24 protein-coding genes are annotated in these 22,470 nt (G+C 40.3%); 6 read left to right on the top strand and 18 right to left on the bottom strand.

Features of this window, described 5'->3' with window-relative positions; translation table 11 throughout:
* Positions 1-203 precede the first annotated feature (203 nt).
* Positions 204-326: a hypothetical protein gene (locus JNUCC41_RS27080; protein WP_286182049.1), complete on the bottom strand. Its 123-nt coding sequence runs from the start codon at positions 324-326 to the stop codon at positions 204-206.
* Positions 327-1,025: 699 nt separating this feature from the next.
* Between JNUCC41_RS27080 and JNUCC41_RS13810 the strand changes: the two genes are divergently transcribed.
* Genes JNUCC41_RS13810 through JNUCC41_RS13800 form a run of 3 tightly spaced genes read left to right on the top strand, consistent with a single transcriptional unit; the run spans position 1,026 to position 3,559 of the window.
* Positions 1,026-2,351 (top strand): sensor histidine kinase, encoded by a 1,326-nt coding sequence (locus tag JNUCC41_RS13810; protein ID WP_228467330.1) that lies wholly within the window; start codon positions 1,026-1,028, stop codon positions 2,349-2,351.
* Positions 2,329-3,006: a response regulator transcription factor gene (locus tag JNUCC41_RS13805; protein ID WP_192203498.1), complete on the top strand. Its 678-nt coding sequence runs from the start codon at positions 2,329-2,331 to the stop codon at positions 3,004-3,006. The genes JNUCC41_RS13810 and JNUCC41_RS13805 overlap by 23 nt, the downstream gene beginning before the upstream one ends.
* A gap of 1 nt (position 3,007) precedes the next feature.
* Entirely contained in the window at positions 3,008-3,559 is a 552-nt protein-coding gene (locus JNUCC41_RS13800; protein WP_192203497.1) for a TVP38/TMEM64 family protein, read from the top strand.
* Positions 3,560-3,741: 182 nt separating this feature from the next.
* Here JNUCC41_RS13800 and JNUCC41_RS13795 read toward each other — a convergent pair whose 3' ends face one another.
* Entirely contained in the window at positions 3,742-4,863 is a 1,122-nt protein-coding gene (locus tag JNUCC41_RS13795) for an HD domain-containing phosphohydrolase (protein WP_228467329.1), read from the bottom strand.
* 352 nt (positions 4,864-5,215) lie between these two features.
* Between JNUCC41_RS13795 and JNUCC41_RS13790 the strand changes: the two genes are divergently transcribed.
* Positions 5,216-5,992, top strand: a complete 777-nt coding sequence (locus JNUCC41_RS13790; protein WP_192203496.1) for a SurA N-terminal domain-containing protein — start codon at positions 5,216-5,218, stop codon at positions 5,990-5,992.
* 84 nt (positions 5,993-6,076) lie between these two features.
* Here JNUCC41_RS13790 and arsC read toward each other — a convergent pair whose 3' ends face one another.
* The 3 genes from arsC to JNUCC41_RS13775 are packed head-to-tail and all read right to left on the bottom strand — an operon-like array spanning position 6,077 to position 8,193.
* On the bottom strand, positions 6,077-6,496 hold the full coding sequence (arsC, locus tag JNUCC41_RS13785) for an arsenate reductase (thioredoxin) (RefSeq protein WP_192203495.1): 420 nt from the start codon (positions 6,494-6,496) through the stop codon (positions 6,077-6,079).
* A gap of 33 nt (positions 6,497-6,529) precedes the next feature.
* Entirely contained in the window at positions 6,530-7,828 is a 1,299-nt protein-coding gene (locus JNUCC41_RS13780; protein ID WP_192203494.1) for an arsenic transporter, read from the bottom strand.
* A gap of 17 nt (positions 7,829-7,845) precedes the next feature.
* Positions 7,846-8,193, bottom strand: coding sequence for an ArsR/SmtB family transcription factor (locus tag JNUCC41_RS13775; protein WP_192203493.1), 348 nt, complete (start codon positions 8,191-8,193; stop codon positions 7,846-7,848).
* A 463-nt stretch (positions 8,194-8,656) separates the two neighbouring features.
* Between JNUCC41_RS13775 and JNUCC41_RS13770 the strand changes: the two genes are divergently transcribed.
* Positions 8,657-9,004 carry a hypothetical protein gene (locus JNUCC41_RS13770; protein ID WP_192203492.1) on the top strand — a complete coding sequence of 116 codons (348 nt, stop codon included), beginning with the start codon at positions 8,657-8,659 and terminating at the stop codon, positions 9,002-9,004.
* Between the two features lie 133 nt (positions 9,005-9,137).
* Here JNUCC41_RS13770 and JNUCC41_RS13765 read toward each other — a convergent pair whose 3' ends face one another.
* The 12 genes from JNUCC41_RS13765 to JNUCC41_RS13710 form a co-directional block, all read right to left on the bottom strand.
* The gene (locus JNUCC41_RS13765) at positions 9,138-10,514 is read right to left on the bottom strand and encodes an FAD-dependent oxidoreductase (protein WP_192203491.1); all 1,377 of its coding nucleotides are present in this window, start codon (positions 10,512-10,514) and stop codon (positions 9,138-9,140) included.
* A gap of 65 nt (positions 10,515-10,579) precedes the next feature.
* A complete protein-coding gene (locus JNUCC41_RS13760; RefSeq protein WP_192203490.1) occupies positions 10,580-11,035 on the bottom strand; it encodes a MarR family winged helix-turn-helix transcriptional regulator in 456 nt (151 codons plus the stop codon).
* 280 nt (positions 11,036-11,315) lie between these two features.
* The gene (locus JNUCC41_RS13755) at positions 11,316-11,804 is read right to left on the bottom strand and encodes an arsinothricin resistance N-acetyltransferase ArsN1 family A (protein WP_192203489.1); all 489 of its coding nucleotides are present in this window, start codon (positions 11,802-11,804) and stop codon (positions 11,316-11,318) included.
* Between the two features lie 155 nt (positions 11,805-11,959).
* Complete coding sequence (locus JNUCC41_RS13750) at positions 11,960-13,375, bottom strand: SpoVR family protein (RefSeq protein ID WP_192203488.1); 1,416 nt, start codon at positions 13,373-13,375, stop codon at positions 11,960-11,962.
* Between the two features lie 163 nt (positions 13,376-13,538).
* On the bottom strand, positions 13,539-14,618 hold the full coding sequence (locus JNUCC41_RS13745) for a YkvI family membrane protein (protein WP_192203487.1): 1,080 nt from the start codon (positions 14,616-14,618) through the stop codon (positions 13,539-13,541).
* A 165-nt stretch (positions 14,619-14,783) separates the two neighbouring features.
* Positions 14,784-15,893: an o-succinylbenzoate synthase gene (gene menC / locus JNUCC41_RS13740; RefSeq protein WP_192203486.1), complete on the bottom strand. Its 1,110-nt coding sequence runs from the start codon at positions 15,891-15,893 to the stop codon at positions 14,784-14,786.
* Positions 15,894-15,906: 13 nt separating this feature from the next.
* Entirely contained in the window at positions 15,907-16,701 is a 795-nt protein-coding gene (locus JNUCC41_RS13735) for a GNAT family N-acetyltransferase (RefSeq protein WP_192203485.1), read from the bottom strand.
* Positions 16,694-17,848, bottom strand: coding sequence for a M20 peptidase aminoacylase family protein (locus JNUCC41_RS13730; RefSeq protein ID WP_192203484.1), 1,155 nt, complete (start codon positions 17,846-17,848; stop codon positions 16,694-16,696). Before JNUCC41_RS13730 ends, JNUCC41_RS13735 begins: the two co-directional genes overlap by 8 nt.
* A gap of 65 nt (positions 17,849-17,913) precedes the next feature.
* Complete coding sequence (locus JNUCC41_RS13725; RefSeq protein ID WP_192203483.1) at positions 17,914-18,756, bottom strand: MurR/RpiR family transcriptional regulator; 843 nt, start codon at positions 18,754-18,756, stop codon at positions 17,914-17,916.
* 204 nt (positions 18,757-18,960) lie between these two features.
* Positions 18,961-19,842 carry a radical SAM/SPASM domain-containing protein gene (locus JNUCC41_RS13720; RefSeq protein WP_192203482.1) on the bottom strand — a complete coding sequence of 294 codons (882 nt, stop codon included), beginning with the start codon at positions 19,840-19,842 and terminating at the stop codon, positions 18,961-18,963.
* Positions 19,843-20,084: 242 nt separating this feature from the next.
* Entirely contained in the window at positions 20,085-20,405 is a 321-nt protein-coding gene (locus JNUCC41_RS13715; RefSeq protein ID WP_192203481.1) for a DUF3889 domain-containing protein, read from the bottom strand.
* 49 nt (positions 20,406-20,454) lie between these two features.
* Complete coding sequence (locus JNUCC41_RS13710; RefSeq protein ID WP_192203480.1) at positions 20,455-21,423, bottom strand: M14 family zinc carboxypeptidase; 969 nt, start codon at positions 21,421-21,423, stop codon at positions 20,455-20,457.
* A 132-nt stretch (positions 21,424-21,555) separates the two neighbouring features.
* Here JNUCC41_RS13710 and JNUCC41_RS13705 point away from each other — a divergent pair, with 132 nt between their 5' ends.
* On the top strand, positions 21,556-21,798 hold the full coding sequence (locus JNUCC41_RS13705) for a YhdB family protein (protein ID WP_192203479.1): 243 nt from the start codon (positions 21,556-21,558) through the stop codon (positions 21,796-21,798).
* 132 nt (positions 21,799-21,930) lie between these two features.
* Here the strand turns inward: JNUCC41_RS13705 and JNUCC41_RS13700 are convergent, their stop codons facing one another.
* Positions 21,931-22,458, bottom strand: coding sequence for an NADPH-dependent FMN reductase (locus JNUCC41_RS13700; protein WP_076367619.1), 528 nt, complete (start codon positions 22,456-22,458; stop codon positions 21,931-21,933).
* Positions 22,459-22,470: the final 12 nt, after the last annotated feature.

Below are 22,470 nucleotides of genomic sequence, written 5' to 3'. Positions count from 1 at the left end.
TCAGAGCGGGACAAATTGATAACACCGGCGACACACCCTTAAGAGACAGTAGGGAAACCATCCTCCGTCGTAATTAATGGGAGCAAATGAGTTCCCGCCAGACTGCAACTCCCCCTCCCCATTCGAAAAATTGAAAGGCGGGGGATTTTACAGACCTATTAATGCAGGATGAAAGGTTATGAATATATCCAATGGACACTTCCTCAATCCTTTGTTTGAAAAGTCTTTGTGATGTTTTTATATTCCTCATCATTGAAAATGCCCATTTTTTTGAATAATGCGGAATAAACGATTATTTTTTTCTGCGTACGGTTTGTACAATTCATATGGTTCAACTCCTTTTTTACATAGTATTCACTTACGACAAAATGTTTCCTTAACACAAAATATTTTGAATGAACTAAAATAACTGCCCAATTTCCTGGCAATTTCATATTTTTATAGGTGATTAAAATAAGATCAGTATATTTAAATTCAAGTGATGAATAATCATCTTTTTTTTAAGCTCTATTCGTAAAGATTGTTGTTTTTAAAACGAAACGATTTAAGGTTGATTGGAGCGGAAGTGCGAGTCTCCTGCGGGAGCAGCGGGACAGGTGAGACCCCACAGGCGTTCACGTCGAGGAGGCTCACCACCCGCCCCGTGGAAAGCGAGCAATGGAGGGGAAATCAACCACACCACATTACTTGGTGAATAGCAACAAAGTATGCGAAAACAGCCTTTTTTTATAACAGCGGGTTGTAATCCGAAACATCTTGAAGTGGTTGGCAGTTTTCAATAGTTTACGAACACGCAACCCCTCCCTCCAACATCAAACTGATGACCTCGCAATTTATTGGCTTGTTCCTTTTGAAAACCGTATTATTGTTTAAGAAGATGCGCAGAAATTGAAAAAACTGCATACTTTCTTCATATTTTTTCGCTAAACTGACTTTATTCTATAAGAAGGTGAATGCTCCTGAAAATCTCACTTAAGCTCGGACTATCTATATTTGTTTGCATATTTTTGTTGGAAACCGTTTCCATGGTTTACTTGCATAATAAAGTGATACATTCACGTGTCAATCAGGAATTGGAGTCACTAAAGGCCCGTGGCAATAGTCATCGTGATGTGTTGGAAATTACATATTCCGGCTCAACCCTTCAGCATATCGGCCTGATGGAATCACATACCGATACAGATGTTGTGATTACGGACACAAGAGGAGCTATTCTGATATCTTCCGAAAAGGTGGATGGGGGAATGAAAAAAATCTTAGCTAAAAACCTCCCGCATGTTCCCCGAAAAGGTCTGATCATCCAATCGAGCTGGAAGGATGAAAGATTTATAGCCACCGTTACGCCATTTATCAGCGATGAAGAAAACAAAGGCTATGTTTATATGTTTAAAGATACACGAGAAGTGGAGGATTTAATCGCACAATTGAATAGGCATTTCCTTCTTGCGACTGCTTTGCTCCTTTTCTTCATGCTTGTCATCATTTATTTTCTATCAAAGGCTTTGACCAGGCCACTGATATCGATGAAGGAAGCGACAATCAAGCTCAGCAAAGGGAATTTTTCAGTAGCTGTGCCCGTACGATCTCATGATGAACTTGGGGAGCTTGCCCAATCCATTCAAAGCTTGGCTGATGAATTGAACTATTTAAAGAAGGAACGCAATGAATTTTTGGCAAGTATTTCTCATGAACTGCGAACGCCGCTAACATATATAAAGGGATATGCCGATGTTGCCCGAAGGAGGGATTTGGATGATTCCGAACGATCACGATACCTAGAGATCATCCATGATGAATCCGAACGATTAAACAGATTATTGGACGAACTATTCAATATGGCTAGAATGGATCTAAATACATTCACCATATCAAAAGAAACCGTCCAGCTCTCTTCATTCCTGCGAAACATTCACGAAAAGGTTTTACCGGCTTTTACAAATGAAAGAATTCAATTGAACCTGGAATGTAAGGATGATTTATTTATCGATATAGATCCTTCACGGTTTGAGCAAGTCATTCTTAACCTGCTGGATAATGCGCTGAAGTACTCGAACGAATATACAGTCACCACCATCAAAGCCACTGAATGCCTTGGCAGGATTTCCATCTCCATAATCGATCAAGGGGTTGGCATTCCCCCTGAAGATATCCCCCATATCTTTGATCGTTTATATCGTGTCGAGAAATCACGCGCCAGAGATACCGGTGGATTCGGATTGGGACTCTCCATCGTCAAGCAATTAGTGGAGATACAAGGAGGAACCATTTCGGTTAAAAGCAACTTGAAGCAAGGAACGTGCTTCACCATCACATTTAAGGAGATAACAAATGAAGACAGTAGTTCTGGTTGATGATGAACAGAGAATGCTTGATCTATTAGAGCTATACATGAAGCCTCACGGATATACATGCATGAAGATTAAATCTGGATATGAAGCCATACAGTTCTTAAGGCATAAACATGCGGACATAGTACTTCTTGATGTAATGATGCCTGAGTTGGATGGGTGGGAAACGTGCGAAAGGATCCGTGCGTTCTCCAATATTCCCATAATCATGCTCACAGCCCGGGATGCTGCACAAGAAATGGTGAAAGGGTTGAAAAAGGGCGCAGACGATTATATCACGAAACCCTTTAATGAAGATGTTTTACTTGCCAGAATCGAAGCGGTCACGCGGCGAGTGCATAAACAGGATGATCATGTGATCTTTAGGGGGCTAAAATTAAATGAATCCGCTTATGAAGCACATTATGATACCAAAACGATCCCATTAACACCAAAAGAGTTCTCACTTTTGTGCGTGTTTTTGAAATCCCCAGATCAAGTGTATTCCAGAGATCACCTCCTTTCGACCATATGGGGATTTAAAACGGATACGGAAGATCGGACAATCGATTCCCATATTCGAAATATTAGAGAGAAACTGCGTCATGCCGGTTTTCCAGCAGATCAACATTTGAAAACGGTCTGGGGCATCGGATATAAATGGAGTTCCGTGGATTGATATGAATTTCATTTCTGATGCATTACTATCCAGCGGACCTTTTTCCATTGCTGTAAGTTTAGCATTCAATATATTGATTAGCGTGCTTGGTTTTATTCCAAGCGTATTCATCACGGCTGCCAATATCACCGTATTTGGATTTGAAAAGGGATTGATCCTTTCTTACATGGGGGAAATTGCCGGAGCAGTGGTCAGTTTTTGGTTATACCGAAAGGGCTTTCAAACATTCAAACCCAAGTTCATGAAGAACCGGTGGGTCATGAAGCTGCAAAGGTCACAAGGAATTCATGCATTTTGGATGATCCTGATGCTTAGGCTCCTTCCTTTTATTCCATCCGGCGTGATCAACCTTACAGCAGCATTAAGCAAGACGGGGATGATGATTTTCTTTCTCGCGACATCCATCGGAAAACTGCCTGCCCTCCTTGTCGAAGCGTATTCGGTAACACAAGTATTGAAGGCATCGGACGATGTAAGAATTGTTTTGGTACTGCTGATTCTGGTAATCGCAATCGTTTATTACTTTAATAGAAACAAGAAAAAAGGAATGTAGTAAAAAGGCTTCTCTACATTTAGGGTGAATTGGCAGGGATTTTCTTTTCAACCCTACAATTGATAGGAGCTGTTCCCCCTTGGTCACCAAAGGTTAACCACCAGATCCAGTAGACGGATGCGACCTTTTCTTTCATCGAAGGCATTACAACCCCATTATATCGGATAAGATATTCGATGAGTTTAATATATCCCTGTGCTGCGAACGGTTGCTAAACCTTTTTTCTGCGCTCCCTTTTCATTAAAATAATAAATGAAAGACGCTACGATGGATGGGTCGAAATGCTTTCCTTTTTGTTCGTTTATGAATGATAAGGCTCGCTCCACTGACCAGGAATCTTTATACGGCCTTCTGCTGGTCAATGCATCGAACACATCCACAATGGCAACTATTCTAGCTTCCAATGGGATATCCTCACCTTTCAAACGATGTGGATATCCAGTGCCATCCCATTTTTCATGATGATGGAGGATGATGTTTTCAGCCACTTTCAGGCTGCTGATTACATCATGGTTTATTTCCCTTGAAATCTTATTCAATATATCGGATCCCATCAACGGATGCATCTCGATGATTTTTCGTTCATATGGAGATAACGGGCCAGGTTTGTATAATATCCCTTCAGGAATCTCCGCTTTTCCGATATCATGCAGAATACTTGAATGAACGATATGATTCATATAGCTTTTAGATAGTTCCAGCTGGCATCTTCGATTGTGAACCATGACTAGCTGCTCGGTTAGGTTTTGAACTCTCAATAAATGCTCCTCAATGCCTGGATCACGGATTTCGCATGAAATGGCGAGGACCTTTAACAATTCCCTTTGGGTCTCTGCCCTTTTCTTTTCCGAAAGGTAAATCCCTTCTTTCAATTGTTCCAGTTCACGGAAAATCCCGACAAAATACCACTGCCCCCCTAGTTGAATAGGAGTAATCGTAATCGAGGAGTGCCAAATGTCACCCGATTTCTTTCGGTTGGTGAAGACCCCTGACCAAGGATTTCCCTTCCTTAACTCGTTTTTCAGGGATGTGTATGTATACAACGGTGTTATCCCTGACTTTAGGAATCCAGCTTTGAACCCAATGATACTGTTCCTTGAATACCCTGTCGTCCTTTCATAATAAGCATTAATATCAAGTATGCGATGATCTTGATCCGTAATGATGACGGCATCCCCCAACTTTAAATACGCTGCCAATTCAGATGGCAGCCTTGTTTTCCCTTTCAATATGTATACCTCCAATAGCTGGATTTCCAATCCTGTCTCTTCACTTTTCTCATTTTCACGGCTAGCTCCGTTCATGATTAAAAATCTCAATATATAGGCTAAATGAACTACATCCGGATGATAAAGTATATAATACCATACAAGTTTTAGATACAATAGTTACTAAGCAATGTTTTGTGTGTAAGTGATGGACTACAAGTTTCTGTCTGCACCACGTATCAGTCTTCGAATTCCTTTTAAGCTTATTTCATGACGAAGGGTAAATTGGTTCATTTCCGCGAATGTTACACTTATATAATGAGCTAATGCCTATACTATCCTCCTGTTTTCTGGAAAAAAGAATGAAAATATTGTGTTTTAATGGGAAATTCCTTTATAATGCGCATTAGATGATTTTTTAGCATTGAATACGAGAGGAGACTGAAATATGAAGAAACTATTATACCCAATCATCATTGGATTATTGGCAGTTGTATTAACAGCTTGTGGTTCGAACGATGAAGCTGATAAGAAAAATGACGAGAAAGAGACTAAAACAACTGAGAAAGAAACGGCTAAAGCAACTGAGGAACAGCAAAAACAGATGGAAGAAATGCAGAAGAAACTAGACAAGCAAAAGGTGGATGAAAAGAAAACGGTGGCCATCGTCAATGACGAAAAAATTTCAGGTGCGGAATATAATACCGTGTTGTCTACCACACAAATGCAAATGCAGCAATTCGGACAAGATCCAACAACCAAGGAGGGAGCCAAACAAATTAAAGAGCAAACACTCAACTCTTTAGTGGGGCAAACGTTGCTGCTTCAAGCAGCTGATAAAAAGGGCTACACAGCTTCCAAGGCCGAAATTGAAAAGCAACTTGCCGAAATCAAAAAGCAATATGACAGTGAAGAGAAATTCAAGGAAGCGATGAAGCAAGCAGGCCTGAATTCAGAAATGCTGAATGCTCAGATCGCAGAGAACATCCCATATACGAAGTATGTTGAAAAAGAGATTAAAGTGGATGAAGCAACTGATGAAGAAATCCAAAAGTATTACGACCAGGTTGCAGAGCAAGCTAAAACAAGCGGGCAGAAAGTGCAGAAACTCGAAGAATTGAAGCCGCAAATCAAGGAACAATTAGAGCAGCAAAAGAAACAGGAAAAGCTTGTGAAGCATGTGGAAGAACTCCAGAAAAATGCTAAGGTCGATATTAAGATTTAATGATGAAAAGAGCTGCCAAAATTGGCAGCTCTTTCTTTATGGTCTTCGGTCCGCCTACTAACACTAACGGCTTTTCATGTTCATTTATTCACCCGTTTTAGAGAAACGTGAAATTCTTTCTCCAATTTCATCACGAACACGTTGGAAGGCAGCCCATATTTCTTCATCTGTTCCTTCTGCTTTTGCCGGGTCTTCAAAGCCCCAATGTTCACGTTTAACTTGCGGTGGCGTCATTGGACATTTGTCTGCCGCATCACCACATAACGTAACGACAAAATCAGCATGATTCAATATGTCAGGGTCGATGATATCCGATGTTTGATTGGAGATGTCCAATCCAACTTCATTCATTGCTTTTACAGCTTTTGGATTCAATCCATGGGCCTCGATTCCTGCACTAAGCACTTGCCATTCGTTACCTAAATATTTCTTCCCCCATGCCTCTGCCATTTGACTTCTGCAAGAGTTACCAGTACATAAGAAGTAAAGTGTTTTTTTAGCCATGATGTTTCTCTCCTTAGTTAGTAAAGTAAGTGTTTAATGCATGATTTTTAACCATATATATAGGCCGACTAATGTGATGAACAATGTTGGGATGGTCAAGATGATTCCCGTTTTGAAGTAGGTTCCCCATGAGATTTTCACGCCTTTTAAAGAAAGGACATGCAGCCACAATAACGTAGCCAAAGAACCGATCGGTGTAATTTTCGGTCCCAAATCCGAACCGATGACATTGGCATAAATAAGGGCTTCCCTAATCGCGCCCGTTGTATTCGTATCGGAAATGGCAAGAGCGTCTATCATGACCGTCGGCATATTATTCATAAGCGATGAAAGAATAGCTGCGATGAATCCCATCCCGACAGTAGCAGCGAATAATCCTTGATTAGCCGTCACTTGAATAAGGTCAGCTAAAATATTCGTCAATCCAACATTCCTCAATCCATACACCACAACATACATTCCAATGGAGAAGAACACAATCGCCCAAGGTGCGCCTTTTACAACGGTCTTGGTATTAACAGCTGGGCTTCGCCTTGCCATAAACAAGAAGAAAATGGCGATAATACCTGCAATGATGGATACTGGAATGTTGAAAAATTCACTGATAAAATAGCCAACCAGCAGAACACCTAAAACAATCCCAGACAGGCGAAACATTTTTATATCACGAATGGCATCAACTGGCTTCTTCAATTGAGCCATATCATAATTCTTCGGAATGCTCTTTCTGAAGTACAAATATAATACCAGGATGCTAGCCGCTAATGAAAACAGGTTGGGAACGATCATTCTAGATGCGAACTCAATAAAACCGATATCAAAAAAGTCAGCAGAAACAATGTTGACCAAATTACTTACGACAAGGGGTAAGGATGTAGTGTCCGCAATAAACCCACTCGCAATGATAAATGGGAAGATCATTCTCTCTTCCAACTTCAAGTTTCGAACCATCGCCAAAACAATCGGAGTTAAAATGAGCGCGGCTCCATCATTTGCGAAGAATGCAGCGACTAGAGCTCCGAGAATGCTCACATACACAAACATCCTTACTCCATTTCCCTTGGCTGCTCTCGCCATATGCAAGGCAGCCCATTCAAAGAAACCAATTTCATCTAAAATCAAAGAAATAATGATAATAGCAATGAACGCCAACGTCGCGTTCCATACAATACCCGTAACGGTAATTACATCGTTGAAGTCAACAACCCCAACGAGTAAGGCAAGTACCGCACCTCCGCATGCTGACCAGCCAATTGACAATCCCTTAGGTTGCCAGATGACGAGTGTCAACGTCAGCAAAAAGATGATACTAGCTAATATAACTGTACCCACTGTTGTTCTCCTCCTCGTTAGTCACAACAAATTCGTTTTCCTTGTGCAGTTAATTCTTCTACTTTAAATGCCTGGCTTGGCAAATCCCTGATAACCGTTTGAATAAATGAGTAATACGAGGAAGTTTGGTTTAACGAGTAAAATATCCATTGTCCCCTTCTCGCCTCATTCACAATTCCGCTATCTTTCAACTTTCTTAAATGTTGGCTAATAGCAGGTTGGCTCATATCAAACAGGTCAACAAATTCACAGACACAACATTCATGTTCAGACATAATTTTTACCATCGTCAAACGTGTTTTATCACCTAAAAGTTTAAGAACATTTGCCGTAGCTTCTATATCCAACGCTTCATTCGTTTGCATGTTATCCCTCCTAGCCTAATCGACCATATAATCAAATGCTTATGTATTTATTCTATATCATTGTATAAGCATATTCTTATTTAATCAAGGATTAAATATTCAACAATATAGTTTAATGTTAGTCTGCTTAAAGAGTTGATACAAGATGATTTGCTTTATTTCAATATCAAAAGGGTGCTTTGACAATCCTTTTTTTATGGAACTAAAAGGGCTAGTCACTTTAAATGGGATTACTGGTGCACAGAAAATATTTTATGAGTAAATAGGCATACGAGAAGTAGTTATCAATTTATACCACTATAATTTTCGGTAAAAATGGAATATAGTTAATAAACTGTTTTTAGTTGCAAGACATAAAGGAGAGTATCCTGACAGTCAATTAGATGAATTGATAAGTCTTATGGGAAACTAAAAGAAATTATCACCTATAATTGAAAATCCTAACACACCGAGAGAAATTTTGTTGTTTATGCATAAATTATCTTCAGAAAATAAAGCTGTTCATGAAAAAGTGATAGATGTTCATAAAGATACAATTAATAGACTTTTTGAGCGGTTGAATAAAGATAATATTAGTGAAAAAGAAATGGGATATATCTACAAAGAAAATAGCAGTCTAAGTGAAAAAATTGAAGATGCACGAAAGAGTTGGAAGGACTGGGCAGGAAAAGTAGGTTTTGGTCTTTTAGGAATTTTGGCAACTTTTGCAGGTGGATATGCCTCAACTAAATTGGATGAAAGAAATAAAAGGAGTGCGGATGTAATAGAAGCAGGGTTCAATGAATTAAATAGCAGTAGAAGGGATAAATAAATAAATAAATAAATAGATGCATAAGTACCCGAAAGAAGGCCTCAATAAGTGGTCTCTTCTATTTGTTCAAAAATAACAATAATAACAAAGCCTCTAAAAAGACCAGTCTGTTTCATCAGACTGGTCTTTTGGTTTATTCGCAGCAAGAATTATTTTTAATGTCCAATCTCGCTAGAACGGGACTGCCACAGCAAGAATTATCCTTTTTTTCATTTGCAGGAATATCAGAATCGCAGCAACTTGGAGCGAGATTCACACTGCATACTCCTGTTTCAGGGAGTTCCAAGTGTACTTCTTTTGCCCCTTCTATATCGCCAGTTAGATAAGCCACTACCGAACGGACTTGTTCGTAGCCTGTCGCCAGTAAGAATGTAGGTGCTCTTCCATAGCTCTTCATGCCAACAATGTAGAAGTTCTTTTCAGGATGTCGTAGTTCTTGTTCACCATGCGGCCGCACGGTTCCACAGCTATGAATATTCGGGTCAATTAGCGGGGCAAGCGCTTCTATGCTTTCCACAGCTGAATCAAGGTTTATCCTTATTTCATTTAAAAAGGATGTATCAGGTCTGAAGCCCGTACTCACAACGATTTCATCGATATCACCGAGTGTAAATTCCTCTCCGTTTAGTTCTCCGACTACCGTGATTTTATTGTTTGTTTGAGTAACTCCGTTAATATGAAAGGGAGTAAGAATAATGATTCGTCCAGATTCCACTAATTGTTGAATTCTTATGCCCAATTCTCCACGAGCGGCCAAGCCGTCGTTTTCTTGCCCGCCGTACACTTCATTGATCTGTTTTTTACGAAGAACCCAGTAGATCTTTGTATCCGTAAATTTTTGCTGTAAGGTTGCCAGATCCAATAGGGCATTGATGGCCGAATGGCCGCTTCCGATTACCATGATGGATTTATTTTGATATCTGTTTTCTAATTGTTCGACGTTAGGAATACCATAGTGGATTTGATTGTGTAATTGTCTCTCCGCATTCGTCCAGATACCATTTGAAAGGATGGGGTTTGGATTGGTCCAAGTACCTGATGAATCAATCACTGCTTTGGCCTCAATGACTTTTGTGTCACCATTCACTTCTACATACAGTTGAAAGGGAACTGTGTCCCGTTTTCCTGTTTTTAACTTATCGTGAGCCTTTTTGGCAACACCGACTACTTTTACTTGTAACATGATGTTTTCCTTCATTTCTGGAAGGTTACTTAGCGGCAAAAGGTACTCTTCTACCAATTCGCTGCCTGTCGGCAAAGCTTCTTCGTCTGGTGACATCCATCCATTGTTCTCAAGCAATTCCTTTGCTGCTTTATCGATGTTATACTGCCAAGGAGAAAACATTCTAACGTGACCCCACTCCAGCATGCTGGAACCAACCGAGTCCCCCGCTTCCAATACGATAAACTTCTCCCCTTTTTTTAGTAAATGAGCGGCAGCGGCCAGCCCCACAGGTCCCCCGCCTATAATTGCTACCGGTAATGCACTTTTATCAAATTGTACCATCATTATTCCCTCCTATATTTTCACTTCTTAAAAAAGTTGTAATTTGCAAGTATTGTCTAAAAATTATACTACCCCCAAGGAGTAGTACAACATACGGATGACTTCAACATTCGATCATTAAGCAATTTCAGAGAACGCACAACTGATTCCTTTTCAAACTCATTCATCGTCTTGAAGACTTCATTCAAGTAATCATTCATTTGCTTATCGATGGTTTGATTGATTTTCACGCCTTCATCGGTCAGAGAAAGGATAGAAATTCTCCGATCTTCCGCATCTGGCGTTTTTGTGACTAAATTCAATTTTATAAGGGATTGGATTTGCCGGCTGAACGTCGTAATATCCGTTCCAAGGGTTTCTGCAATTTGCTGGATGGAAGTGTGGTTTTGTCGGTTTATTTCATACAGGATGTGGCTTTGGACAAGTGATATCTCAATTCCATCAGCGCTGCAACAATTTTTATTCAATAACCCAAAACGTCTAGTTAAGAGTTGGAAGAGACCTCTAAGGTTTTCATTTTCCATTACTTTCACCTCACTTTATTTATACACATATTATTTGCATTTTGCAACTATTTGATGCAAATATATTTTTATTTATCCTTTTAGATTATTAAAAGCTGTCATGAAAATTCGGTGAGTTTGCTCGCCATAATAACACGCTTCGCCTTAAAAAAGTTTGTTTCAATGTATCCTTTTGCACAGGTTCACGAGAAGTTAAAACCGCTTGAAATAGGCATCAAAATAACCAACAGACAAAACGCCTGAATGGTTCACTGTCATAATCCCCCTACCCCCTAAATGTTTAAAGTAATAATTTTTCCATGGCCATCACATCGACAAATTCCCCGTCTAACATTCCCTGGTTCTTAAACACTCCTACTTCGCGATACCCCCGTTTTTTATACAACCCTTGACCCATCTGGTTAAAGGGAAATGTGAATAACACAATTTTATTGAAGTCATTTTCTTTTGCGAGCTTTTCGATGGATTGCAGCAATAAACCGCCAATCCCTTTTCCTCGATGATCTCTTGAGATATAGACGGATAAATCAGCAACGCCCTTATAAGCACTGCGATTGTTATGCTGATTCAAGGAGGACCATCCAACAATCTCCCCTTCTTGCTCAGCGACAATGACCTTATAGCGTCCGATGTGTTTGGCGAACCATTCCTCCATGTAGATTCGGTCCTTCATCTCTGTTTCTAACGTGGCAACTCTATCCTCAATCCCTTGATTGTATATTTCTTTGATGGAATCTATGTCCTCTTCCACCGCTTCACGAATAATCATACCTTCCCCCTTCCGTTTGCCTAATGAGTTTTTCCAAAATTCTATAATCGATTTATAACATTAATAGTTGCAAATCACAAGTATCATGATTCTTTATAACGAATTATAGAGCTTAAAACAAGAAAACTGCCGAGTGATCGGCAGTTTTTTCTGCTTTATAAGTATTTCCGGTGAATACCTTTTCCATCATAGGAAAACAGGACTTCTTTTCCTTCTATGACTGATTCCATATGAACGGAGCGGCCCCAGAGCTGATGGATATATGGCATGACTTTTTCGAGGTACTTCAGATCCAGTTCAATATCTTCATACCAATGTTTTAGATAAAGTTCCCCATTTCGCATGTAGTCCCCATCATTTACTGTGATATAAGGGAAACCGCCGTTAACCCTCATACTCACGAGTTGATCACGAACATTTTCCCATGCCTTATCGACGATTTTATAATCCTTGCCCTGCTTTTGGAATAAGTACATATCCTCCCGCATGACTAGATCTTTCGTCAAATAATTACGGAGAAAGGAAATATCCGATTCGATTTCCCTGACTTCGAACATCTTTTCCCGGCCAGATCCAGGCTTGACGCCCAGCTTGATCATTTCTTCAGATGGATTATCATAGCGTTCTTCAATATCTTCAAGCACTTTCAATCCAAGATAATAAGGATTGATGCTGGTCCGTGATGGCTGAACGACACCCGCGTTCAGTTTTGCGAATTCAATGGCTTCCCCTGAGGATAGATCCAATTCACGGATTATGCGCTGATGCCAGTAGGATGCCCAGCCTTCGTTCATGATTTTCGTTTCCAACTGCGGCCAGAAATAAAGCATCTCTTCCCTGATCATCGTCATGATATCCCGTTGCCAATCGGTTAAATCCCTGCTGTACTGTTCTATGAAAAGCATAATATCCTTTTCAGGCCTTGGCGGGAATTTTTTTCTCTTTTTAATGTTCGATTGCTTCGGTTTATCCTTTTTATCAAGGTTCCATAAATCATCGTATTGTGTGGCTGTCGGTTTTATTTCCTCTTCTTCTTCCTCATCTTCCATCGTCCAGGCAAGTTTCGGTCTCATCAGCGACGGATCGATATGTTCTTCAATGGCTAAAAGTGCATCGAGGAAGGTTTCCACTTCCTTTTTGCCATGCAGGATTTCATATTCACGGATTCTTTCTGCCGTTGCCGACATACTTTCTACCATATCCCTCTTAGTATTATTGAAACGGATATTATTCTTAAAGAAGTCACAATGCGCCAAAACGTGCGCAACAATCAATTTATTTTGTACAAGTGAATTGGAGTCCAGCAGAAAAGCGTAACAAGGATCAGAGTTAATGACCAGTTCATAGATCTTACTTAATCCAAAGTCGTACTGCAGCTTCATTTTATGAAATTGCTTCCCAAAGCTCCAATGAGAAAAACGGGTCGGCATCCCATAGGCACCAAATGTATAAATGATTTCTGAAGGGCAAATTTCATAACGCATCGGGTAAAAATCCAACCCGAACCCAGTTGCTATTTCTGTAATTTCACTAATGGCATATTCCAGAGCCTTTTGCTCCGCTTCATTCATCCGATATCCCCCTTGTCTTCCGCCTTTAAACTAATGTATGAAAAAAAGGAGGAAAAATGCCGTGATCATGAGTAAAGGTCCTCGATAACAGAAAAAAAACACCTCCATGAAGAAGATGTCAGGCCAAATGTTTCATGCAGTTCTGCACTCAAATTTATGGATATTAAAATTTCACTAATTCCGTATTCACAGCCTCTTTTTTCGTTTTTGAACGGACCCAGGAAATGATGAGCGCTGCTATGATTACAAAACCTAAGTACCCTGTGATTGGGTATACCGTCCCAACCAATTCAATAAAGCCAACGAAACTTGCAAGGAACGCGAGGATCCCGACCATGATCACGGATATTTTAAAGCGTTTCGTTTCAGCAGGCACCAACCTGGCGGTGAATGCATACAGCATCCCGACAGCTGTATTATAAATCATTCCTAAAAGGATGATTGATAGGAGATATCCCAACCATGGAGAAATCTGATTTGCTAAATGAAGGGTAGGCATACCTGAGCCTTCTATGCCCTTCAAGTCGGACATCATCCCCAAATTGATCAAAAATAGCAAAATCCCCAATCCTATACCTCCTAGAACCCCTCCCATACCAGCCTCTTTCTTATTCTTGAGGGTCCCTCCCATTACGGCTAGCATGGCAATTCCGGCAGTCATATTATATGAAACATAAAGTAATGACCCCATCATCCAATTTCCGGTTGCTGCCGTCCCTTTACTTGAAGATGAAATGATTTGATTGAAACTTAGATCGGATGTGAAAAATGAATAACCTGAAATAATGATCATGATAACAAATAAAAACGGTGTTACGGCACTTATGATGGACATTATTTTGTTAACATTAAGTAAAAGAGTACCAATCGTGAGCACCGTCATGACGATTGCACCAACTATGCTTGGAATCCCGAATTGTTCTTCAAAAATCGTTCCGGAACCGGCAATCATGATGACCGTAACGCCAAACAAGAAAAATGTGATAATAATATCGACCACCCTGCCTACATAGCGGCCACAAATATGATCGATGATGCTTTTATGGGAGCGTGTTTGAAGCGTGCTCCCCAATTGAGTAACTTGCATGCCTAAAAACGCGAATAAAGCTGTTGCCACCAAAATTCCCAATACACTGTAGATTCCAAAACTCGTGAAGAACTGTAATACTTCTTGTCCTGAAGCGAAACCTGCTCCAATGATGATTCCAATATAGGCCCCTGCAAGATTTACACTATTTTTCATTTCACATACCACCTCAATTATATGACTATTCTGACAATTTAAGGTGAAGGAAATATCTTTCCCTTCATCATTATCCGGTTCTTTCAAACCCCTCCCAGCTTCAAGTTAACGTGCCGAAGCAAATGAAGCTGGGAGGCTCTTTTATTTTCAACTCTTATATATTTATCATTTGGTATATCTTTTACTATAGGAAGTGAATTCATCGACCGCAGCGTAATCGACTTCATAGCCAATGCCTGCCGCCTTTGGAACCGTTATGACTCCATCTTCCACTGTAACCTCCGGTTGGATGATGTCTTTATGCCAATAATTCGCGGATGCTGCCGTATCACCAGGCATCGTGAAGTTATCAAGTGTTGTCAATGCGATATTATGGGCACGCCCCACACCAGACTCCAACATGCCTCCGCACCAAACCGGTACATTCCTTTCTTTACATAATTCATGTATTTTCATTGCTTCCGTTAAACCGCCAACCCTGCCGATCTTAATATTAATGATTTTACAGCTTCCCAATTCAAGGGCTTTTCTTGCATCTTCCACGGAATGTATGCTTTCATCCAAGCAAACCGGTGTTTTGATTTCCGCTTGTAATGTGGCATGATCGACAATATCATCTGATGACAAAGGCTGCTCGATCATCATTAAATCAAATTGATCAAGCTGTTTCAGCAATTCGATGTCTTTCAGGCGGTATGCGGAGTTTGCATCTGCCATGATCGGGACATCGGGATATCGATTGCGTACTTCCCTGATTACATCTACATCCCAGCCTGGTTGGATTTTCATTTTTATTCTTTTATACCCATCCTTCAATCCAGCTTCTATCTTCGCCAGTAATTCAGGTATCGTTTTTTGGATGCCGATACTGATCCCAACATCGATTTTTTCCAGTTCCCCGCCTAAAGCCATGCTTAATGGGATATTATTTTCTTTTGCGTATAAATCCCAGATGGCTCCCTCGATTGCCGATTTTGCCATATTATTCTTACGGATATGCGAGAACATATCCGATACATCACGGGGATGCTCTATTTCTTTATCCAATACAAGCGGTATCAGGAAATCCTCCAGCATGGTCCAATTGGTTTTTATGGTTTCTTCGTTATACCAAGGTGCTGAAAACGCCACAGATTCAGCCCAACCTGAAAGCCCCTCTCCATTTTTCACTTCCACAAGAATGAACTCCTTATCCACAAACGTTCCAAAGCTTGTTGTAAAGGGAGCTACCAAATCCATATTTAAATGACGTAAACGCACTTCTGTTATTTTCATCCCGATTCCCCTCTTATTCTTGTTTTTTTAATAAATAGTTTTGAATATTTTCACCTTGTTCCCGTTCAATCCCGGATGCAACATACCCTTTGGCAAAAAGCTTTTTGAATAATTCACCGGTTTTTAACCGCCAATCAATCGCAAGGCTGAGATCAGCCTTTTTGATTTGTTGAATATCTGTCGGAATGGGTATGGCGATCACCTCTGCATTGGTTTCAAAATGATAATCCTTGATGTAAGGAAAGCCTTGGTCATTCATTCCTGTCGTTACGATGTGTGCGGCTTTATCTGGAAGTGGAGTATCTTCCTTTCCTTCCTGGCGTATATTCCATTCCACCATGAATCGATCAGTGGACAATCCTTCATTGAGGGTATCATTCATATTTCCATAACAATCATCCATATAGGTAGAGCAAACAGCTTTTAGCTTACCGATGTTCAAGTTTGCATTCACACTTTCCAATGGATCATACGTCCATGTGATCAAGTCATAACCTTTTTTCAGTGCTTCTTCTTTTTGCGCAAGTTTAAGTAATCTGCCGTAGCCCTTCTTTTGATGGGATGGATGGATTGCTAACATATGTGAACAAAGATATGCCCTTCCATCCTTGAATCCCGGAAAACTGTATTGAAACCCGACTAACTCGCCATTGAAGTAGCCGCCTAAAACAAGCCCGCCGTTTTTGACTGCCGTAATCGTCTGATGGATGGGAACGCAATCCATGCCCCATACAAGAACTTCCAGTCGCTGCACTTCTTGTAAATCCTCAAGTGTTGATAGGGATTTAATGAATAGTTCATCAGTCATGCAAGTGTCCCCCCTCCCCATATTTCTCGAAAGTCAGTATGATGGCTTTGGTCAGGATTTCAATCCCCGATAATAAAGCATCTTTGTTGAACGTCATGTTCGGATGATGGAGCCCTGGTGCCAAATCACAGCCCAATCCAAGCATCGTCGCTTTCAGTTCAGGTCTTTTCAACGTATAAAAATGAAAATCCTCTCCGCCTGTCGTAATGACAGGCGCTACCAGATTTTCTTCCCCGAGTGTATCGGCTATCGCTTCAGACATTATGTCCTGGGCTTGATCGTTCACGGTTGCTGCGGCAACATTGGTTCCCGGTTCGAGTTTCACTTCGACTCCATGGACAATGGCCAAAGATTCTGCAACCTTCTCCACCTTCTTGGTGAGCTCTTCCATCATTGCATTATCCTGTGCCCGTAAATCCAATGAGAAAGTGGCTCTCCCAGGGATGATATTGGAGCTTTCCCCTCCAGCAAAAAACTGCGTCATTTTTGCCGAATAAGGGATGGATGGATTGAGATGGATACCATTTAACAAAGTGATGAATGCTGCTCCTATCTCGATGGCATTTTGCCCTTGATGCGGTCTGGCCCCATGTGCATCAGTCCCCGCTATTTCTCCTTTAATGAACTGAGCGGCACCATGGACAATGGCTGGTGCCGCTTGCCCATCCTTCACTTCCTCAACCGGTCTTAAGTGCACCCCATAAAGGAAATCGACATCATCCAATACTTTTTCTTCAATCATCTTCAAGGCGCCCGTACCTTTTTCTTCAGCAGGCTGAAAAATGAATTTAAGTTTGCCTCTTGGATGGAAGTCCATTTCTTTCAATACCAGGAATACTCCAAGTGCCAAGGTCATATGTCCATCGTGTCCACAGGAATGATTGGCTTGAAACGTCCCATCCACCTCCTGCCAAAGTGCATCGATATCCGATCGTAACCCTACCGTGAAATCCCCATCCCCGATTTCCCCAATCACTCCTGTACAGTCCTTGAATGTTTTTACCGTACACTGATTTTCCGTTAAAATATTTGAAATGAAAGCTGTCGTATTCACTTCATTCCAACTCGTTTCAGGATGTGCGTGTAAATGCTCAAAGATATCGAGTATACGAGGCCTTAATTTTTCGATAGATTGTGTGATATCCATTTCTGTCTCCCCCTTGTATCCCGGTTTAATCGGCTTGTTCACCGAACTGATGGAAATTTAATCTTTTAAAAGAAAAATTCGTCTTGATTGAACGCATCATATATAGCTTTTCTTTCTTTGAAACCCTGTTCATCCTTAATCGATACACCAGCTACTAAACTATTCAATAATGAGAATAACACCGGTGCCGTATCGATAGTGGAAGTCCTGGGTGTTGAAATGGGCAATAATATGTCAGCGTATTCAGCAATTGGAGCCAGTTCAGAATCTGTAACGCCAATTACAAATGCACCCGCTTTTTTGGCCATTTCCGTAATTTTCACAGTCTCTTTAACATAACGGTGAAAAGAAATGGATACGAAAACGGAATTTTCAGTCATTTTATTCAACAGTAAAAAAATATCATCTGTATCAGGCCTATATAAATGGACCTCATCCCTAACAAGCCGCAGCGTAAAGGTTAACCAATGTGCTGCGGAAAATGATAACCGGTGTCCAGATATCAAAACATTGTCAGCTGCCGCCAATTTATCAACTGTTTTGGAGAAATCTTCATTTGATAAATTATTCATTGTCTTTTCGATGCTGATGATATCTTGCCCCATCACCTGAGCCATGAAGTTTGGCTGATTCGCGGCTTCAAGTTTTGAAGAGTGATATTCATTCAAACTGCTGCTCTCGTATATCAATTGATTGCGAATAAGTTTTTGAAGTTCCGCATATCCACTTAACCCCAATGAATAGCAAAAGCGGATGATGGTCGTTTCACTGACCCCTATATCTTTACCGAGCTCTTGAGCTGAAGTGACTGCAAATGTATGTGAATGCACTAACAAGTATTTTGCTACCTTTTTTTGACCAGTGGATAAACTAGGGAATACTTCTTTAACCTTTTGCTGTAAATCCATAAAACATCCCCTCTGAAGCAAGATATGAATTCAATACTTTTTATATGACAATATGAAGTTATGACTTCATCGATAATAGTGAGTATTTTATCACGGGACTTCCAATAAAACAATAATATTCTGAATTTTTAATAAAAAAGAAAGGGCAATATCATTCAATCACACAAAAAACCACGAAGATGGACTCCGTGGTTTTTCTTAATCTTATTTTTTATGGCGCTTTGCATAGCCACAGCGTTTACATAATTCTTCAACTGCACATCTTCTTGAAAAACCATCGTACATATTTTTCGCCCGTTCACCATTTAAAATGTCTTCAAGTGATGTTTCGAATATATTTCCAAGCGGTATTTTCCCTTCACTATCCAAGCAACAAGGTACCACTGTACCATCCACCAAGATGCCTAACTGATCTCTAAGGGCATAGCAGAAAATATTTTCATCGATAATGTCACGGTCCAATTCCGGCCACTCGAATTTTTCGGCCATGTTTATATAAACCCGGTCCTTCAACTTAATATTATTCTTTTGCTGAAGAGCTTCACTTAAGCGAATGTCCAATGAAAGCTTCTCCTCCAGCATGCTAAGAATATCGTCGTTCAGGCCATTACTCGCTTTTAATTCAGCCGTATCCATATTCCATAAACGAATGGCACAAATCACTTCACTTTTTTCATTTGCTTCATTTATGAAATCGGCAATATTACTGACATAAGAATCAAGACTATTGCTCGTATCGTTTGCCTCAAAGCTATGAAGTGAAATATTCACCTGCCGAAGGGCTTTTTTGGAGAGCAGCTTGTCTTTGACCTTTTGAATCAAAGTACCGTTCGTTGTAATATTAACCTTCAGGTCATTTTCAGCACTGATATCCAGGAATGTACCCAAATTTTTATTTAAAAATGGTTCACCCATCAGATGAAAATAAATATGATCGGTGTGTGGTTTGATTTTCTTGATTACATCCGTAAACCCTTCAGGATCCATGAATTTCAGGGTCCTTTGCAAGCTGGAACTTGGACAAAAATTACACTTCAAATTACATATATTCGTAATTTCCACATAAACTTTCTTAAACCTTCTCATTTTCTAATACCCCTACAATCAAGCTTATTGTTTCAATCTGATACTAACTATACTGGTTAGCTGCTCATAAATGCAATGAAAACTTCATGGCAGCTGAACGGATGCGAATCACTTTCCATTGGCAACTAATCCGGTATTCGCCATTTTCCGGACAACGTATAAAAGAAATCAGAAAAAAACATCTTCTCGAGGTGAAGATGTCCGGTAAGGTGCCTACCTTGAATTTTCCGCTTGTTCTGACCTCACTTTCCTTTTTGCTCCGTGACCTTCAAACTAAGTAATTTTTCATTTTTCAAATCATGTTGTACCGTCACGATGACATTGAACTTCTGCCCTTTATCATCGACCAAAAATCTGAAAACGTCTTCGACGAGATTTTTCGATACAGTTTTTCTGCCCTTATATTCGTAATCGTTAATCTTAACTTCAGGATAATCCGCCTGCACAACTGTAATTGCAATCTTTCCGTATTTTTCGTAATCGGGTTTTTGGGCATGTGCTGAAATGGCACCTGCTTGCATGATTAAAAAAATCCCCATTAGCAACACGATGACTTTTTTCAAAATCTTTTCCTCCTTATACTTTTCGCTTACTATTATTATGTAAAATTGTTCAGTTGTTATGCAGCTGCTTCGCTTCTTTTACAAGCATGATTCCAACCAATCGATTCCTCTTCCACTCCTCAGGAAACACAGCCAACGACGGATTGGTTTCATCCACTAAATAACTAAGCTCGATTGTCATTCCCGGGCGGCGGAATTCAGTAATGAACCAATCCGTAAATCCGCTTCCTACCGCTTCTTTTTCCGGAAAGGTCAGTTCATATCCAGTCAATTCGGCAGTTTTTTTGGCAATCCCATAATCCCTCGCCATATTTTTCCGTTTGTTTTTGTAATGCCAAAAGATTTCCCTTCCTGAGGTATGGTAGGAAACAGCAATAAGGGGATCGATCTCCTTCGTGAAATCCGTAAGCGCTTTTACTTCAGCTGCTTCTAATGGTTTTCCGCCTTTATAAAATTTATACGTTGGTTTTGTTTCATCACTCATGACTTCTTGCCATCCAGCCGGATACTGCCTATTTAAATCAATGCCTTTAGCGTTGGCTTTCCACCTGGACCAATTCCTGCTAAATCCGTTCATTTTCCATACTGCAGCCTTTTCAAAAACATTTAAGTTGGAGAGATCTCCTTGCTGGATGCTTACTCCATCTGGATTCAGCATCGGAATGAACCAGATGCTCACTTCATCCAATGATTCCGTCCGGTATTCTCCAACTTGTTTGCCCGCTTGATAGGCGGCTGCATACTCTTCAAGCATGCGCATTAAAAGTATGGAACTGAGCCATTCCCTTCCATGATGTGATCCCACCAGCAAAATCGATCTTTTTCCTTTTCCTAATTTGACTGCCTTTATATTTTTCCCTTTTTCAGTTTGTCCGATTATTTTAACGTTAACTTCATACTGCTTTTGGATTCCCTGCAGATCCATTTCCATCTGTTCAGGGGAATACACTTTTGCCGCCAGCGATGGTTCAGGAAAAAAAAGCAGCACCAATATTCCTATTACTAGTATTTTCCTCATGTACTCACCTTTTATTTTTATTCAGGAAAAAAGCAACAACCGCGGTCCAAATACATCGCCACTTATTGTAAGGAAATGTTCTTTCATATCTGAACAAAATACAAATAGCTCCTTATTAAGGGGGAGAAGAACATGAGGATTGCGGATTATGATCAGGCATTGTTTCACACACACCGTTCTGATTGGGACAGCTTGTTAGTATTGATGGTTCGAACGAAAGATCACTTTCTTTCGAAAAAAATAGAACATTTTTTGCATGCTTACAGGTTTGAGCATGATTATCAAATCATTCAATCCCAGTTGTATGCACTGCTTCGCTATCTGGATCATGCGGCAGAACAAACAAGTGATTATTTAAGGGAACTTCCAAGCTAAAATCAACTATAGTTTTTGCAAAACGGGAAAATTTATACAAGAGGATTAATTATCGGGGATATAACTTTGGCTGGTGAAACCCTATAAAAACAAGGAAGGGTCAGGTATTTAAATACCTGACCCCCATTTTCTTTATTTTTTCATTGCAGTATATGCAGTTGCATACATTTTAAGCTCTTCAATCATACCTTCTACAAGTACGGCAGACTCTTCAAATAAACCATCATTTTCGTAATCGAAGCAATGTGGATCAAGAACCAATTGTTTAGCGATCACATTTGCATAAAGGCTTCGACCCACTGTCCTCATGGAATTCAAGGCGTTGATTCCACCTTTACCTCCGCCGGATACAGCCAAAAGTGCAACTGGTTTATGCGTGAATTGCTCACTGCTTAGAAAATCCAAGGCATTTTTCAAGGCTCCGCTCATGGAACCATGATATTCCGGAGTGGTCAGGATTACGCCATCCGCTTCCTCGATGCTTTTCCGAAGACCTTGAATCACATCCAATTGATATTGCTCACCTTCACCTGAATATAAAGGGATTTCACTATTGCTTAAATCAATAAGTTCCGCTCCGTATTTCTTGGATATGTAGCGTGAGGCTATCCCCGTACGCCCTTGTTTACGTGGTGAACCGTTAATGATTACTAATTTCATGAATTTATACCT

It is taken from the genome of Brevibacillus sp. JNUCC-41, from assembly GCF_014844095.1.
Classification (GTDB): domain Bacteria; phylum Bacillota; class Bacilli; order Bacillales; family DSM-1321; genus Peribacillus; species Peribacillus aracenensis.
Note: the sequence above shows the minus strand (reverse complement) of the source record. Positions and strands in the feature narration are given on the sequence as shown.